We start from the raw sequence: 16,886 nt of genomic DNA on the forward strand, positions 1-16,886 counted from the left end.
ACTGTTTATTTTAGGATTTGCTCAGCGTGAACTTTGGTTTTTACTTTGCTGATAATCTCTGAAATAACGCCATTTTCATCAATAATAAAAGTTGTTCTTACAGTCCCCATTGACTCTCGCCCCATAAACTTTTTTAGCTGCCAAGTACCGTACAGCTCATGTACTTCTTTTTCTGTATCTGCAATTAATGGAAATGGCAGGTCATATTTCTCAATAAAATTTTGATGCTTTTTTTCTGTATCAGTACTAATCCCCAAAACAACAAAACCTTGATCTATTAATGCCTGATAGTTATCTCGCAAATCACATGCTTGAGCCGTACAGCCAGGCGTGTTGTCTCTTGGATAGAAATATAAGACAACTTTCTTACCTTTAAACTGACTAAGTGTAATGGTGTCGCCGTTTTGATCTCTAGCTCTAAAGTCTGGTGCAATTTGTCCAATTTCAATAGTCATATGGCTGCTCTCTGTTTAATTAAATGGAGTTTGTAGATGGTAATTTGTTCATTATTTACTCTATATGTAATAGCTCAATAAATGGTAGCTTAACAAGAGCTTAGTGAAAAATCCCTTTGTCATAAGTTTCTTGCTAATTTACGTCTGCTTTACGTCCCCGAATTATTGTTAAACCATTGTCTGGGCGTTACTATAGGCGCGCTTATAATTTTAACGGAGACTCGAAATGATCACAGGTAGTTTAGTTGCGCTTATCACACCTATGTCACCAGATGGCGCTGTAGATACCCAAAAATTAGATGATCTAATAGAGTTTCACATAAACGAGGGAACTCATGGCATTGTAGCCGTGGGTACAACGGGAGAGTCTTCGACACTGACAACTGAAGAACATGCTAATGTGATTCGTCAGGTGGTTAATACCGTTAAAGGTCGAGTGCCTGTTATTGCAGGAACTGGTGCTAATGCAACACATGAAGCTATCGACCTTACTCGTAGTGCAAAAGAAGCAGGCGCCGATGCTTGTTTGCTGGTGACACCTTATTATAATAAACCAACCCAAGAAGGTTTATTTCAACATTTTAAAGCCATTGCTGAAGCCGTTGATATCCCACAAATTCTATATAACGTACCCGGTCGAACGGCTTGTGACATGCAAAATGAAACGGTTGTACGTCTATCTGCAATTAAAAATATCGTTGGAATTAAAGACGCGACTGGTAATCTAGAGCGAGGAGAAGCCTTAATTAATGCTCTACCGAATGATTTTGCTGTATATTCAGGTGACGACCCAACTGCCGTTTCACTTATGCTGCTTGGTGGTAAAGGGAATATTTCGGTGACAGCGAATGTTGCACCTAAGGCCGTTGCGCAGGCCGCAGAGGCATCTTTAGCGGATAACGCGGATCTAGCACATTCAATTGATACAACCATTTCATCTCTACATAAAAACCTATTTTTAGAATCCAACCCAATTCCTGTTAAATGGGCATGTAGTCAATTGGGTTTATGTGAGGATGGTATTCGTTTACCTCTAACCCCGCTTTCTGAACAGCACCACTCTGCTGTTCGACAGGCAATGATAGAAGCTGGAGTTTTATTAGTATGAGCAAATTAGCTTTACAGATAATCGGTGCAGGCTCAATGACACTTTTGTTGTCTGGTTGTAGCACATTTTTCACTGACCATTCAGATGATTATCAAAAAGAAAAAACGACAAGCACATCCATAGTAATGCCAGATGGATCTCAGCCAGCAAAAGATATTTTGGTTATTCCAAATGAAAACAATATTGCAGATTTGGATGGCGTTACACCTTATGAGACGCCAAGAGCACCGTTTATTTATTATCCCATGGTTGCTGTAGGTGTTGTTGAAAGAACAGAGGCTATTGAATTTTCAGTGCCTGCTAATATAAGTCAATCTAAACGCATTGTGTCTGATTTTTTAACGGCGCTTCATGGCGCAGGCTTACCAATAGCATCACAAACTGAGAGTCAAATTGTTAGTGTTCCATTTGATTTTCACCCACAAGGTTGGTGGTCATCTTTGTGGAGTAATATCACACGCGTACATCCGGCGAACCCAGCATTTTCTTTTGATTTTAGTGAAGCTGATGATAAAACCTTGGTGTCAGTTCGTTTCCGTGATGAGCAAGAAGGTGCTGAGCCAAGCAATTGGATGAGTCCTGTGCAAAATGCAGACGCCTATTCTGTTGCTGTACGCCTTTGGGGGACCATCGGGCGTCAATTAAACCAAACATCCGCTTATCTTTCCAACCGTGAATCGACAACAGCATTCCCTGTTTGGGTCGACCATCAAGGTATTTTCGCTATACATTTGGGAGTTAACTCTTCACCAGCAGAGATTGAAGCAAAACTAAACGCAGCTGGTATGTACTTGATACCAGGTGAAGATAACATGCTTGCGCCTGTTCCTTCTGAAGACGTAGCACGAATTGGTGATGTTGTTGACTTTAATATCCCTGGGAGTGAGCAAAAGCTATTTAACGTATACCGTCGAAATCTTGATGACGTTAGCTGGGAAAACCGAGAATACGCCTACAAGATTTCACGCCAAAAAGCAGGCGACTTTTTAGTGATTGATGTTTCTTCTATGGAATTTCCAGAAGTGACTTCGTTCCACTTAGTTCAACGCTTTGTAAATTAATTAAGATTAACCCCTCATAAAAGAAGACCGGAGACTCTCCAATGGAAAAACGACAAGAGCTGTATGCAGGTAAGGCAAAATCTGTATTTCGCACAGATGATCCTGACAAGATGGTTCTAGTATTTCGTGATGACACCTCTGCATTTGACGGAAAGCGAATAGAGCAGCTTGATCGTAAAGGCATGGTGAACAATAAGTTTAATGCTTTCATCATGAGCAAATTACAAGAAGCTGGTATCCCAACTCACTTTGAGAAGCTTTTAAGTGATACAGAGTCGCTCGTAAAATGTCTTGATATGATGCCGGTTGAGTGTGTCGTTCGAAATGTTGCTGCAGGTAGTCTTTGCCGTCGTTTAGGCGTAGAAGAGGGGGTTGCATTAACACCGCCAACTTTCGAATTATTTTTGAAAAATGATGCTTTGGGTGACCCAATGATCAACGAATCTCACGTTGAATCATTTGGTTGGGCAAACGCTGTAGACTTGGCAAAAGCAAAAGAGCTTACATACAAGGTGAATGATGTACTAAAAGCGATTTTTGCTGAAGGAGGCATGATTCTAGTTGATTACAAATTAGAATTTGGTCTATATAAAGGTGAAGTTTTATTAGGCGATGAGTTCTCTCCAGATGGTTGCCGTTTGTGGGATGCGAAAACCAAAGAAAAACTTGATAAAGATCGTTTCCGTCAAGGATTGGGTGGCGTAATTGAAGCTTACGAAGATGTTGGTCGTCGTATAGGTATCGATTTCGACGCCTAAAGAGATTGGCGAATAAATCCATAATGGAGGGGGTGTTCCCTCCATTTTGCTATGCAAGGATACACATTGATTAATTTCCTCCCTGTTGCCATCGGGCTTCGATATGCCCGTGCTAAGCGCTCTAATCATTTTATTTCGTTCATCAGTTTTTCCTCTATCGCAGGTCTCGCTCTAGGAGTGATGGTTCTTATCACCGTTTTGTCTGTGATGAATGGATTTGATCGTGAATTACGTCAACGTATTTTAGGTATGGTTCCACACGCTACTTTATGGGGTGGCCCAGTTTTAAATGATTGGCGTGAAACCGCCAAGCTTGTTGAAACAATGCCCAATGTTATTGGTGTTGCACCTCATACTCAGGCCCAGGTTATGTTTCAGTCTGGTTCAAGCGTGCATGGAGCTATCCTTAATGGCATTAATCCAGAAATGGAAAAGAAAGTGTCCATCATTGGGGACAACATGGCTTCCGGGTCACTTAGTGCATTAGACGACACAAGCTTTGGTATCGTACTTGGTGCTCAATTAGCCAAAATGTTGAGAGTAGACCTTGGCGATAAGGTGACTGCAATATTACCAAAAGCAAATGTGTCTATTGCTGGTGTAGCACCTGTATTAAAGCGCTTTACCTTAGTGGGTACTTTTGAGGTTGGAGCTGAACTTGACAGCAGCTTAGCTTATATAAATATCAAAGATGCCGCTAAACTTAAGCGATATAAAGCAGATGAAGTTGAAGCGCTAAGAATTTCATTTGATGACTTATTTGTCGCGCCATCGCGTATTTGGGATATCGCTAGAGCAGTGCCTGGGCAGAATAGAGTGAGTGATTGGACTCGTACCCATGGTAGTCTTTTTCAAGCCATAAAGATGGAAAAAACCATGATAGGCTTGTTATTGCTACTTATTGTGGCAGTCGCTGCATTTAATATTGTTTCTACCTTGGTAATGGTGGTAACAGATAAGCGTAATGACATCGCCATCCTTCGCACAATGGGATTAACATCTGGTCAAGTTATGTGGGTGTTTATTGTTCAAGGAATGTTTATTGGAATGCTAGGCACTTTAATCGGTGTGGTGTTAGGTGTTGCATTGGCATTAAACGTCAGCGAACTAATTGCCGCGTTGCAGACATTGCTAAATGTGCAATTCTTAAGTTCAGATGTCTACTTTATTAATTATCTTCCATCTGAACTTCAGTGGTCGGATGTTGAGTTAATTGTTATTTCTGCTTTTATCATGACTGTTACTGCGACAATTTATCCTGCTTGGCGAGCATCTAAAGTAGAACCAGCGGAGGCATTACGCTATGAGTAATAATATTGTTTTGGAATGCCGTCAATTGTCGAAGCAATATCAAGACGGCAAGCAAGTAATCGATGTTTTTCAATCTATTGACCTTGCGTTAAACAAAGGTGAGGCCTGTGCTATCGTGGGAGCATCAGGGTCAGGCAAAACCACCTTACTTAATTTGTTGGCAGGTTTAGATTTGGCTACCACGGGTGATGTCAAGCTGGCGAATATTTCATGGTCCAGCATGAAAGATGCTAAGCGCGCGAAGATGAGAAATAAAGAAATGGGCTTTGTTTACCAGTTCCATCATTTGCTCGCAGAATTTTCTGCATTAGAGAATGTATTAATGCCAATGTGGATTGCTGGGCTTAATACAAAAGAAGCTAACCAACGTGCTAAAGAGTTACTAGGGCAGGTTGGTTTAAAAGATAGGTTGCATCATAAACCATCGCAACTATCTGGCGGCGAAAGGCAGCGTGTTGCTATTGCGCGAGCGTTAGCAAATCGTCCTGCTTGTGTTCTGATGGATGAGCCAACAGGCAACCTTGATGAAACAACTTCGATGGAAATCCAAAGACTTATCAATGAGCTAAAGGCTAGCTATGGTATGGCATTTCTCGTTGTTACACATGATGAAAAAATGCTTGGTTGGATGGATTCAGCTTATCGATTATCAAAAGGAACTTTGCAGCCACTGAAGTAATAATATAGCTAAATCGAGATTAGGAGCTTTGGTTCCTGTTCTCGACTTACTTTTTGTCTATGCTATTACGGAGTTTACGCTCTTTCCAACGCTTGATTACATGTAAACGCCATAGTATGGAAATAACTGCATAACTGATTGCGCCAGCAACAAGCCCTGAAGTAATCGACCCGACATAGAGTGGAACCCATATGTGTTCCATTTTATCCCATATCCACTCAACGGAAAGATGGAAATTTTTCTCGTGATGCGTGTCTAAAATAAGCGAACCAACTTTATAGTTGAAGTAGAACACAAAAGGCATGGTTAGGGGGTTTGTAATCCAAACCAGCGCTATTGATAGAGGTATATTTGCACGTAGTGGAATGGCTAGCAACGCCGAGGCTAGCATTTGAAATGGCATTGGGATAAATGCCCAAAATAGGCCGTTGAAGAATGCTCTAGCAACAGATTTCCTGTTTAAATGCCACAAGTTGGCCTCATAAATTTGAGAACCTAGTAAATTCAGCGCTTTACTTTGTTTGAGCTTTTCAGGATTTGGTATGAATTTTTTTAGACAATTCTTCGGCATAATCAGGTATTAAAAAATTAGCAATTTAAGACAAGGAGGTCTTATGTTACTAAGTAGTTTGTCCATATTGATGGGCGCCATATTGGTGCCGAGCGATTATTTATGGGTGTATTCTACTCATATCATCATGGTGTGTCTCTACTTAATATGGACAAAGCGCTTACTGCCCCTCTTTTTGACACTTGTGTCCTTAATATTTCTTGCATTTCATGAGAGCAAAACCTCACCAATAATCTCGCTCAAATCCAATGATACGGTTTATATTGATTTTCAAAAAAGAACATTGGAACCCACTAGACTAATAACAGCTGAATTATCGGGTAAACCTAGGTATCAATATAGAAATCAAGCAGTTGAAATCATGTACTTCAATCAGAATAATGAACGGAGAACACATAGTGATTTTGTATTGTTAATTGATAATCAGCTAGAGCAACCTAAAAGACCTCCATCACCACAACGCTTTAAAGGCATTGTGACAAATGTGCTGTTATCGGATAAAGAGGGAAGTTGGTGGCAAAAGAAACTATATATCAATAGACACATAGCCCAAATCACGGTCGAGCTGTCAATGGATGATGTTAGATTGTTAGCGTTATCTAGCCCATCGCCAAGAGATCAACTTCTGGACGCATTAGACGCGAGATTATCAACCTATAACTATTGGCGCTTTTCTAAAGCATTATTATTAGGTCAAAATGATCTATGGAGCCAAAAAGATACTTGGGTCATTCGTACACTAGGTTTGGCGCATCTTTTTGTGGTTTCTGGTCTTCATACGGGCTTTATGTTTGTCATCGGAAGCTTAATTAGCCGTGCTGTGTGGCAACTTCTCCCGGGGCATTTGCTGCTATCAGGTTTAACTCGTTGGCACTGTGATGCCATGATTATTGTCCCGCTACTGTTTGCTTATGCTTATTTTACAAACTGGGGAGAACCTGTTGTAAGGGCAGCTATTATGCTCAGTTCGTATTTGTGCGCTCGCATGTTAGCTATGCAGTTTTCTGCTTACAGTATAATAACGTTTGCTCTGTGGGTCGTATTATTAGCTAATCCTAGAACGGTATTAAGTCCTGGATTATGGCTTTCTTTTAGTTTGGTATATTTACTTATTGGCTACTGCCAAACAACCAAACTATCTCGCTTAATTATGGGGCAAGTCATGCTGAGTACAGCATCTATGGTACTGATTCTTGGTTGGCAAGAAGAAATATCCAGCGTATCTGTTTTAGTCAACATGCTTATGATTCCATTTGCTGGCTTTATTTGGTTTCCATTGGGGTTGCTTTCGTGCTTTGAGGTCTTGTTGATTGGTTCAACCTACAGCTATAAATTCTTGGAGCTGCTGCTTTTTTGTGTGGATGAGTTTCTTAATTGGGTAGTCTTTAGCCTGCCATTACTCACATTCGAAACCTTTGCTACCAGCGCCCCTAAAGCTTTGATGCTTTTATTGATCGTTTTTTGGGTTTATCAAAGCCCTCTAAAACGTGGGGTTCTGAGTATATTATGCGTTTGGTGCTTGTTATTTTCCTCCACGTTGTTTTATAGCAGTAAACCTGACTATACGATACTCAATAAAAACAACAAGTTAGTCTTGAAAGATAAGGAGCAAATTTTAATGGTTAACGCATGGGCTGGGAGCGATATTGGGCGCCTGTTGTTTGACCCGAATGTTGATTTCAATCCATCTGGCAGGTATTTGCTATCTCCAGCAAAGCTATCAGATCTTACGCCTAGGCGACTCCTTACTGTAGACACATCTTGGGTGTTTCTACAAAAAATGGAAGCTGATAAAACTATTACTATGCTAGATGCATTAAACGTTAATTGGCTAATTATTTCTGATGGGGAGTTTTTAGAATTTCACTTTCAAGACAAGCAGCTATCACTGCGGCACTCGTCGTGCCTTTATTCGTTTTTTCTCTTAAAATCTGACACTTGCAAGCGTGTTGAAAAGCTAGAGAGTGTGTTAAATTACTTACAAACTTAAATTGGAGTGCAAAGTGTTAGCCTTTATTCAAACTGGTGGTTTTTTCATGTGGCCGTTGCTGGCCTGTTCCATTCTTACTCTGGCTATTATTATTGAGCGTTTTTGGACTCTTCGCCAATCGGGCGTTGCTCCCAAAGGCCTTTTATCCGATGTAATGACACGATTGCGTGACGACAGAATGACTATTGAATACATTCGTTCAATGCAAGGTCAAGCAGGACTTGCTTCAATTTTTGCTGCAGGTTTATTAAATTCAAAGCATGGACGTAGTGCCATGAAGGAAAGTATTCAAGAAGCGGCAAGCCATGTTATCCATGAACTAGAACGTTTTATGAATACATTGGGCACCATTGCTGCAATTTCCCCATTACTTGGTTTGCTCGGTACCGTAGTTGGTATGATTAAAGTGTTCTCTGTTCTAATGGAAAGCGGGGCAGGTAATACAGCATTGTTGGCTGGCGGTATTTCAGAAGCCTTACTGTCGACTGCAGCAGGGCTTGGTGTTGCTATTCCAGCTTTAATATTCCACCGTTTTTTTAGCCGTAAAATTGATGTTCTTGTTGTTACTATGGAGCAGCAGTCTACAAAATTAATAGATTCGTTACATGGTGATAGAGAGAAGACAGGAGTGGCACAGTGAAATTCCGTCGTCAAAAAATAGATGACGTTCAAATCAATTTAACGCCTCTGATCGACGTCGTTTTCTTATTGCTAATATTTTTCATGGTTAGTACAACGTTTAATCAAAGTACAGAGCTAACAATAGATCTTCCAACAGCGACATCTAACGCTCCCACTTCCGATCGAACAAAGAATATTGAACTTGTTATCACGGCTGATGGGCAATACGTCATTAATGGTCAAACACTGATCAATGAGAAAGTCAGCACTTTAATCCAAGGTTTAAAAGAGGTTGGCGAGGGGGATTTAACTCGTCCGCTGATTATTACAGCAGATGCAAAATCATCATATGATATGGTTCTGAGGGTCTACGATGCGGCAGCAAGCCTGGGGATCACTAAGCTAGCTCATACAGCTCAGAAAGAGCCTAACTTGTGAATTTAGAGTCTCTATTTAATCAGTCTTGGTATACCCATTATGGTTGGACGCATATATTTCGACCACTTCAGCCTTTGGTAAAGAAGGTGGTAGCCAATAAACGGCGCACCTTCATTGAACATCCAGAACTATCTTATAAGGCGCCAGTACCCGTTGTAGTTGTAGGTAACATAAGTGTCGGAGGAACCGGAAAATCGCCGATGGTGGTTGCGCTATGCAAGCTATTAATTGAAAACGGATATCGACCGGGAATTGTGTCCCGTGGTCATGGCGCAAAACTTGAAACGCCAACGTCTGTTTATCCAAATAGCCTAGCGAAAGAAGTAGGTGATGAGCCGGTTATGCTTGCAAGGCGTGCTGCTTGTCCTATGGTCGTGTTTCCCAAGAGGGATGAAGCGGTTAAATACTTACTCAACACCACAGATGTTAATATTGTTATAAGTGATGACGGCATGCAGCATTACCAACTTAATCGAGATATTGAAGTTGCGATGATCGATGCTTCTCGTGGGGTTGGCAATGGTTATTTACTTCCTGTTGGCCCATTAAGAGAGCCGATTGAACGACTTAATAACGTCGATTTTATTGTCAGTGTATCTAATAAAACGACACATTCGTTAGACATTTTGAACCAAACTATTACACTGGCGCCGCTTATACCGACTAAATTGGTATCATTGGATGGAACTAAGTCCATGGATTATCAATCCGCTTTTACGCCCGAATCAAAGTGGCATATTATGGCAGGTATAGGAAATCCGGAACGATTTCTGACAACATTAGAAAATCTGGGGTTACAAAGAAAGAACACAACTCACCACTGGTTTTCAGACCATCATGCATTTGAAGAAGCAGATATTCCAGCTAATGGTGCTGTGGTAATGACAGAAAAAGATGCAGTGAAATGCCAGACACTTCTACCAACTAATACTGATGTTTGGTATTTACCCGTATCATTACAATTACCCATAAGCTTTCAGCAAACTTTTTTAGAAAAACTTAATCAAATTAAAACGGACTATTCCAATGAATAAAACTTTACTAGATATCCTTGTGTGTCCAGTTACCAAAGCAGCTTTAACTTTGAGCAAAGATGGAACAGAATTGATAAGCAAAGTCGGTGGTATGGCGTACCCAGTTAGAGATGGAATCCCTGTTTTATTAGAAACAGAGGCGCGCACACTGACAGCTGATGAACGCTTAGATTCTGATTCTTCAAAATGAGAACCTATAAGGTATTAACTGTTTGCTTAGGTAATATTTGCCGATCACCTGCAGCACAAGGCATTTTAGAAAGTACTGCGGATAAACAAAATATATTTCTAGAGCTTGATTCTGCAGGAACGGCAGCTTATCACATTGGAAATTCGCCGGATTCTCGTTCAATTGCTGCTCTTCATCAAATTGGTATCGATATCTCTCGTCAAAAAGCTCGCCAAGTGACTAAAGATGACTTTTGTGACTTTGATTGGATTCTAGCGATGGACAGAGAAAACCTGTCTAACCTTAAAAAAATCCAACCTAAAAACAGCAAAGCAACATTGGTTATGTTTGGTGAGTTTTATGATTCTGTTGCTTTTGGTGAGGTGGCTGATCCATATTATGGTGATGACAAAGGCTTCATTGAGATGAGAGAGCACCTTATTCAAATTGCTGATAAATTTATACATCACTTACACTCCAATAGAGAAGATTAAGTCCGACAATGAAAATGCGATTCAACACCGAAGATGCTTTTGAACAGCGCATTGAACGTTCCATTCAAGAAAATGTTTCCCTCGCCAGTTACAACACCTTCCGCTTTGATTACTCTGCTGAATACTTTGCAATAGCCGAGACTTTAGATGCTTTAAGAGAATTACTCGTTTGGGCAAAGCAGAATCAGAAAATGGTTACTATGATCGGTGGTGGAAGTAATTTACTTATTTCGGCAGATGTAACGGGCCTTGTTATTATTAATCGGTTATCTGGCATTAATGCTCGCGAGCTCCCTGGAAATCTCATAAGCGTAACCGTAGCGGCTGGAGAAAACTGGCATCAAGTAGTGGAATATTCTGTCGAGCAAGAATGGTATGGAATTGAGAACCTTGCCTTAATTCCAGGCACTGCTGGTGCAGCTCCTGTACAGAACATTGGCGCTTATGGTGTTGAGATAAAGGATGTTCTTGCTCGTGTGCAAGTTATTAATAGAAATACAGGTGATGTCTACTGGGTAAACGGTAGAGACTGCGGATTTACTTATCGCGATAGCCATTTTAAAGGTCAATGGAAAGATTTGTTATTCATTACTTCTGTTGAACTGTCACTGAAGAAACAGTCAGAACTTTTATTAAGCTATGGTGGCTTGTCCGAACGAATTGACGGTAAACCCAATTTAAGGTCTGTTTTCAATACGGTATGCAACGTTCGCAATGAAAAGTTACCTTCCCCAGCAGTGTTAGCAAACTCGGGAAGCTTTTTTAAAAACCCGATCGTTAGCCAAAACCAACACACTGAACTGAAACAACACTTTCCTAATCTTGTGTCTTTTCCGTTTAATGGAGGGTTTAAGCTGGCAGCGGGCTGGTTAATAGATCAAGCTGGTTGGAAGGGAGTCCACTATCAAGGTGTTGGTGTATATGAAAAACAGGCTTTGGTGTTAGTGAATTACTCAGAGACTAATGCGATAGCCTTGCTGGACCTAGAAGCTCAGATTAAGCATTCAGTCTTTGAAAAGTATGGTGTTCTATTGGAGCGAGAGCCAGTTCAACTACCTCTTGCTTCGGAGTTAGTGAAGTGAAAATCGGAGTAATGGATTCTGGCGCTGGCGGTTTAACCATTCTTAATGCAATACACCAAAAATACCCAGGTCTTGATTTGGTGTATTTGGCGGATGATGCATTTGCTCCATACGGTAGCAAAAGCATTACTCAGTTACAGGATCGATTAGTCAAAGTGGGTCGTTTCTTTGAAAGGGAAAGTGTTTACGCTATTGTGGTTGCTTGTAACACTGCAACTGTCGCAGCTATTGATACGCTTCGAGCTAGTACCACATTACCTATTATTGGGGTAGAGCCTGCAGTAAAGCCGGCTTTTCGACTTAGCAAAAAACGTCGAGTGGCTGTATTAGCAACGCCTGTTACTGCGCAAAGTCCACGCTTAAATCAGCTTATTGAACTTTGGAAAGCAGACAGTCATGTCGCTATAATGTCTAGTTCCACTTTGGCCTTCGATATTGACGCATGGCCCGAAACAGAAGAGAAAGTGAAGCTTACTATTCAGCAATTGAGCGACAATATGCTGGCTCAAAATATTGACACGTTAGTTCTAGCCTGTACCCATTATCCTTTGGTGAAAAAGCTATTTGAGAAAGCACTAGGTAAGGAGTGTGAAATAATAGAGCCTAGCGAAGGGGTAACAGCGCAATTAATTCGTCGCCTACTAGAGTCTTATCCAATTGAAAGCCAGCATGCATTAGCTGCTAATCAAAGTAATACTGGTCGCATTGATTTGTGCTGCACAAAAGAAACCCATTGCATGCAGCGCCTAACTCAGTGGGTTGATGATTCAGACGCTATTAGTCTAAATAGGGTTATTAGTCTCTAAGAAAAGCGATAATGCGTTCTTTTTCCCACATAGCATCTTGATAACCCAAATCCATAAGCGCCTTGCAGTACTGCGGGGTAAATAACAAATAACTGGCAGCAGAACTTATTTTTTCAGAAGTGGATCCGCCAGCTGCTTTCAGCAGCACTCGGATATTTTTGGGTAACGTCGATAAATGCTGATGGGCGATGGCATTCAGCTCTTGTGACGGTGAAATAATCAAAGTTTCAGTAGGAAGATTCTGGTGTTGTGCTTTTTTTTCTTCTGGAAGATCCCTGATAAGATTGTTCATTATCTCTAATTGATAAATATCGTCTTCTAAATTATCAATAAACGCACTGTTCAACAATTGCCCCAAAATTTGAGCCATACTTGGTGCGCTAGAATCAATGACTGTATCAGGTGCGGACCATTTTTTGGCACTTCGGTTTCCGCTGACTCCGATGATAAAGAGCTTATTTGCTCCTAATTTTAAAGCTGGGTAAATAGCCGATTTTTGTCTAATAGCACCATCACCATAATAATGTTCGTCTATCTTGTGAGCTGGAAAAATTGTTGGTATCGCACTTGAAGCCAAGAGGTGATCAACCCCTAGATTAGCTATGACACCTTTTCGTCGATTGCCTTGCCAAGGATTAATTTCTGGTGTTCCTTGAAAAAAAGTGGTCGACTCCCCAGTGCTGTAACTCATTGCTGTGATGGCGAGTGCTTTTAACTGTTGATTATCTATCGCATGGCTGATCCTAGAGAAGTCGAGGTGATTACGCAGCAACTCCTCTAATGGCGCGTTGTCCATAAGAGCAATGGAACTGTCGTGATTGTGAAGATGGAACAGCGACATTAATGTTTTGGTTAAAGAGCTGGCAACTGGCCAACGCCCAACGTTATAAATCTGATCGGGAGTAAGGTGACGCCAAACAAAAGCAAGAGTAGAGACTGCTTTGGAAAAATTGTCCGCATACGATGCGAGCATGGTTGCATTAAGAGCACCAGCAGAAGTACCGCATAAAATAGAGAAAGGTAAAGGAGAGTGCTTAGGAAGAATACGCCCCATCGCAGACAAAACGCCGACTTGATAGGCTGCGCGAGCCCCTCCGCCGGACAAAATTAGTGCATTGTTATTGTTCATAAAGGCTCACTTTTTCAACCCTGATTAAGCAAAAAAACCTATCTCATTTTGGAACACTTTCTGCTATTAAAACAACTATTCGTTTAAGAAAAAAAGTGTCTAGTGCCCATTAAAAGCGTCAGAAATAGATATTACTAAAACACATAATCAACTCAGTTTGTTATTACATTATGTGGACTGTTCTAACATTGTGGTTCACAATCAAGCATATAGGCTTAATAATCACTTATAGTAAAAATAATAAAAAGGTAAATTCCATGAATTCTTCAGTTGTCATTAGCGGAGTTGGTCTATGGACTCCGGCACACAGCATCAGCAATGAAGAGCTAGTAGAGAGCTACAACGCTTGGGCTGAGCAATTTAATGCCAAAAACTCAGCCTCTATTGAAAAAGGTGAAGTAGAAGCAAAACCTCTTTCAAGTGCTGCTTTTATTGAAAAAGCATCTGGTATCAAAAGTCGTTATATCTATTCAAAAGAGGGCGCGTTAGACATTAACCGTATGCGTCCTGTGCTAGAAGTTCGAACTGACGAGCAAATTTCTCATCAAGCAGAAATGGCGATCGCAGCGGCTAAAAAAGCATTAAAAGCAGCCAATAAAAAAGCCAGTGATATCGATATGGTGATAGTTTCCTGTGCTTATACTCAGCGCTCTTATCCTGCTATTGCAATTGAAGTGCAAGGCGCATTAGGCATCGAAGGCTTTGGTTTCGATATGCTGGTTGCTTGTTCTGCGGCGACTTTTGGCTTGCAGCGAGCCGTTGATGCCATAAAAGCAGGCTCGTCTAAAGGCGTTTTGGTGATCAACCCAGAATTAACGTCTCCCCAAGTAAATTACATGGATCGAGATTCTCACTTTATATTTGGTGATGTCGCAACGGCCATAGTCGTTGAAAGCAGCGAGACATGTCAGTCTGCTCATTCGTTCGATGTTCTAAGTACTAAGTGCATTACGTCCTATTCAAACAATATTCGTTCGAACTTTGGCTATACGACTCGTGTAACAGATGAGGATCCTTACTCTGCGGATATGCTTTTCCATCAAAATGGCCGCAAAGTTTTCAAAGAAGTTTGTCCCATGGCTGCTGAGCATATTGAGAATCACTTGAAGAGCCAAGGCATTCAGGTATCGGAGTTAAAACGTTGGTGGTTACATCAAGCTAATATCAATATGAATTTGTTAATTAGTAAGCGCTTGTTGGGACGTGACGCCACGCTTGAAGAAGCGCCAGTGGTACTTGATGAATACGCTAATACGGCTTCTGCAGGTTCTATTATTGCTTTTGCCAAATACCATGAGGATTTGGCAGTAGGCGATATTGGTGTGATTTGTTCCTTTGGTGCTGGTTACTCGATAGGCAGTTTGATCCTTCGTAAACGTTAATTGCTTATTCTTTTATCATGCTTGAATAAGTTGCTCAGTTAAGTCATTGAAACAGATCTGATTATAAGGGAGACTAATCATATTGGTTTCAATGACTTAATAGGGCATTTAAAATATGGCAATTCATCCTCAAGCAGGGCAGCTTGCTTCTCATGATATTCTTGTAAACCTACCAGAGCTGATGTCAGCTTATTACTTAAAAAAGCCTCGTGTTACAACACATCCAGATGAGCGTGTTAGCTTTGGTACATCAGGTCACCGTGGCAGTGCTTTATTAAGCAGTTTTAATGAAGATCATATTTTAGCTATTGCTCAGGCTATTGCGGAATACCGTTTATCTCAAAATGTGTCCGGCCCATTGTATTTGGGGAAGGATACACACGCTTTGTCTGAAGCGGCTTTTCAAACAACAGTGAGCGTGCTCATTGCCAATGGTGTTCGGGTTCGCACCCAGTTAAATGGTGGTTATACACCAACCCCCGTTATTTCTCATGCAGTGTTAACCCACAATAAAGCAGAGGCTGATGTTAGTGATGGTATTGTTATTACGCCTTCCCACAACCCACCAGAAGACGGCGGCATTAAATACAATTCAAGTAAAGGCGGTCCAGCAGACAAAGACATTACCGACTGGGTAGCGAAAAGAGCGAATGCGTTACTTGAAGCTAACCTTGAAGGTGTAAAACGTTTATCTCCAGATGAAGTGGATGCCAGTGGTTTAATCGAACCGTTTGATTTCATTAATCATTACGTTAATGACCTTGAAAATGTCATTGATATGAAGGCTATCGCGGATAAAAAAATTCGTATTGGCGTGGACCCAATGGGTGGCTCAGGCATTCATTATTGGGAACCTATTGCAAAAAAATACGGTTTAGATATTACCGTCGTTAATGAAGAAGTAGATCCTACTTTCCGCTTTGTGCCGCGTGATAAAGATGGCCGTATTCGTATGGATTGTTCATCACCTTATTCCATGCAGGGATTATTAAAACTCAAAGACGATTTTGATATCGCGGTAGGCAATGATCCAGATTATGACCGCCATGGCATTGTTTGTGCGGGCTTTGGATTGATGAACCCAAATGCGTATTTGGCTGTGGCAATTGAATATTTGTCTCAGCATCGCAAACAGTGGCCACAAGATATTCAATTTGGTAAAACACTTGTTTCAAGCGGCATGATAGATCGTGTTGTAGCGGGTCTTGGTCGAAAGCTTTGTGAAGTGCCGGTTGGCTTCAAATGGTATGTAGAAGGTTTGTACGAAGGCACAATGGCGTTTGGTGGGGAAGAAAGCGCGGGGGCGTCTTTCCTCCGCAAAGATGCAAGCGTTTGGTCGACAGATAAAGACGGTTTTATCATGGCACTTCTTGCCGCTGAAATTTTAGCCGTGACAGGTAAAGATCCACAGAGTCACTATGACGCACAAGTGGCTAAATATGGTAACCCTTATTACAAGCGTATTGATGTTGCCGCAACATCAGCTCAAAAAGCCTTGTTGGGCGCTTTGGATACCAAAGATGTCACGCAAACGGAATTAGCAGGCGAAGCGATTACTTCAGTCTTAACCAATGCACCAGGTAATGGCGCTGCAATTGGCGGCCTAAAAGTGTCAACAGAAAATGGCTGGTTTGCTGCTCGACCATCGGGCACAGAAAACGTTTATAAAATTTACTTAGAAAGCTTTATATCAGAAGCGCATCTTGCTGAGCTTGAAAGTGAGGCGAAAGCCTTGGTGGACAGTGTGCTAGGAAGCTAGTAAAGCAATTTGATCTTTTAAAAAAACGCCGCTTATTGT

General features: G+C 41.2%; 18 protein-coding genes. 15 read left to right on the forward strand and 3 right to left on the reverse strand.

Annotated elements, in window-relative coordinates:
- Positions 1-5 precede the first annotated feature (5 nt).
- Positions 6-455, reverse strand: a complete 450-nt coding sequence (gene bcp / locus JSY38_RS00140; RefSeq protein ID WP_114411984.1) for a thioredoxin-dependent thiol peroxidase — start codon at positions 453-455, stop codon at positions 6-8.
- 226 nt (positions 456-681) lie between these two features.
- Here bcp and dapA point away from each other — a divergent pair, with 226 nt between their 5' ends.
- From dapA to JSY38_RS00165, 5 genes are all read left to right on the forward strand, one after another.
- Positions 682-1,563 carry a 4-hydroxy-tetrahydrodipicolinate synthase gene (gene dapA, locus JSY38_RS00145; RefSeq protein WP_114411985.1) on the forward strand — a complete coding sequence of 294 codons (882 nt, stop codon included), beginning with the start codon at positions 682-684 and terminating at the stop codon, positions 1,561-1,563.
- Positions 1,560-2,624 (forward strand): hypothetical protein, encoded by a 1,065-nt coding sequence (locus JSY38_RS00150; RefSeq protein ID WP_205114648.1) that lies wholly within the window; start codon positions 1,560-1,562, stop codon positions 2,622-2,624. The genes dapA and JSY38_RS00150 overlap by 4 nt, the downstream gene beginning before the upstream one ends.
- A 41-nt stretch (positions 2,625-2,665) precedes the next feature.
- Entirely contained in the window at positions 2,666-3,382 is a 717-nt protein-coding gene (purC, locus tag JSY38_RS00155) for a phosphoribosylaminoimidazolesuccinocarboxamide synthase (RefSeq protein ID WP_205114650.1), read from the forward strand.
- A 66-nt stretch (positions 3,383-3,448) separates the two neighbouring features.
- Complete coding sequence (locus JSY38_RS00160; RefSeq protein ID WP_205114652.1) at positions 3,449-4,693, forward strand: lipoprotein-releasing ABC transporter permease subunit; 1,245 nt, start codon at positions 3,449-3,451, stop codon at positions 4,691-4,693.
- A complete protein-coding gene (locus JSY38_RS00165) occupies positions 4,686-5,372 on the forward strand; it encodes an ABC transporter ATP-binding protein (protein WP_205114654.1) in 687 nt (228 codons plus the stop codon). The genes JSY38_RS00160 and JSY38_RS00165 overlap by 8 nt, the downstream gene beginning before the upstream one ends.
- A 46-nt stretch (positions 5,373-5,418) precedes the next feature.
- Here JSY38_RS00165 and JSY38_RS00170 read toward each other — a convergent pair whose 3' ends face one another.
- Positions 5,419-5,943: a DUF2062 domain-containing protein gene (locus tag JSY38_RS00170; protein ID WP_114411989.1), complete on the reverse strand. Its 525-nt coding sequence runs from the start codon at positions 5,941-5,943 to the stop codon at positions 5,419-5,421.
- Between the two features lie 571 nt (positions 5,944-6,514).
- Here JSY38_RS00170 and JSY38_RS00175 point away from each other — a divergent pair.
- The 8 genes from JSY38_RS00175 to murI are packed head-to-tail and all read left to right on the forward strand — an operon-like array spanning position 6,515 to position 12,577.
- Positions 6,515-7,933 carry a ComEC/Rec2 family competence protein gene (locus JSY38_RS00175; protein ID WP_205114656.1) on the forward strand — a complete coding sequence of 473 codons (1,419 nt, stop codon included), beginning with the start codon at positions 6,515-6,517 and terminating at the stop codon, positions 7,931-7,933.
- Between the two features lie 13 nt (positions 7,934-7,946).
- Positions 7,947-8,573 carry a MotA/TolQ/ExbB proton channel family protein gene (locus JSY38_RS00180; protein WP_114411991.1) on the forward strand — a complete coding sequence of 209 codons (627 nt, stop codon included), beginning with the start codon at positions 7,947-7,949 and terminating at the stop codon, positions 8,571-8,573.
- Positions 8,570-8,992, forward strand: a complete 423-nt coding sequence (locus tag JSY38_RS00185; protein WP_114411992.1) for an ExbD/TolR family protein — start codon at positions 8,570-8,572, stop codon at positions 8,990-8,992. The genes JSY38_RS00180 and JSY38_RS00185 overlap by 4 nt, the downstream gene beginning before the upstream one ends.
- Complete coding sequence (gene lpxK, locus JSY38_RS00190) at positions 8,989-10,026, forward strand: tetraacyldisaccharide 4'-kinase (protein ID WP_205114658.1); 1,038 nt, start codon at positions 8,989-8,991, stop codon at positions 10,024-10,026. Before JSY38_RS00185 ends, lpxK begins: the two co-directional genes overlap by 4 nt.
- On the forward strand, positions 10,019-10,216 hold the full coding sequence (locus JSY38_RS00195; RefSeq protein WP_114411994.1) for a Trm112 family protein: 198 nt from the start codon (positions 10,019-10,021) through the stop codon (positions 10,214-10,216). The genes lpxK and JSY38_RS00195 overlap by 8 nt, the downstream gene beginning before the upstream one ends.
- The gene (locus tag JSY38_RS00200; protein ID WP_205114660.1) at positions 10,213-10,689 is read left to right on the forward strand and encodes a low molecular weight protein-tyrosine-phosphatase; all 477 of its coding nucleotides are present in this window, start codon (positions 10,213-10,215) and stop codon (positions 10,687-10,689) included. The genes JSY38_RS00195 and JSY38_RS00200 overlap by 4 nt, the downstream gene beginning before the upstream one ends.
- A gap of 8 nt (positions 10,690-10,697) precedes the next feature.
- A complete protein-coding gene (gene murB, locus JSY38_RS00205) occupies positions 10,698-11,771 on the forward strand; it encodes a UDP-N-acetylmuramate dehydrogenase (protein ID WP_114411996.1) in 1,074 nt (357 codons plus the stop codon).
- On the forward strand, positions 11,768-12,577 hold the full coding sequence (murI, locus tag JSY38_RS00210) for a glutamate racemase (RefSeq protein WP_205114662.1): 810 nt from the start codon (positions 11,768-11,770) through the stop codon (positions 12,575-12,577). The genes murB and murI overlap by 4 nt, the downstream gene beginning before the upstream one ends.
- Here the strand turns inward: murI and JSY38_RS00215 are convergent.
- A complete protein-coding gene (locus JSY38_RS00215; protein ID WP_205114663.1) occupies positions 12,567-13,706 on the reverse strand; it encodes a patatin-like phospholipase family protein in 1,140 nt (379 codons plus the stop codon). The two genes, murI and JSY38_RS00215, sit on opposite strands and share 11 nt — an antisense overlap.
- Positions 13,707-13,963: 257 nt before the next feature.
- On the opposite strand from JSY38_RS00215, the gene JSY38_RS00220 reads away from it, so the two are divergent.
- Together JSY38_RS00220 and pgm are read left to right on the forward strand one after the other, a co-directional pair.
- Positions 13,964-15,088, forward strand: coding sequence for a beta-ketoacyl-ACP synthase III (locus tag JSY38_RS00220; protein WP_205114665.1), 1,125 nt, complete (start codon positions 13,964-13,966; stop codon positions 15,086-15,088).
- 115 nt (positions 15,089-15,203) lie between these two features.
- Positions 15,204-16,847, forward strand: a complete 1,644-nt coding sequence (gene pgm, locus JSY38_RS00225; protein WP_205114667.1) for a phosphoglucomutase (alpha-D-glucose-1,6-bisphosphate-dependent) — start codon at positions 15,204-15,206, stop codon at positions 16,845-16,847.
- Positions 16,848-16,886 lie beyond the last annotated feature (39 nt).

Source organism: Marinomonas foliarum (assembly GCF_016906065.1).
In the GTDB taxonomy this organism is placed as follows: domain Bacteria; phylum Pseudomonadota; class Gammaproteobacteria; order Pseudomonadales; family Marinomonadaceae; genus Marinomonas; species Marinomonas foliarum.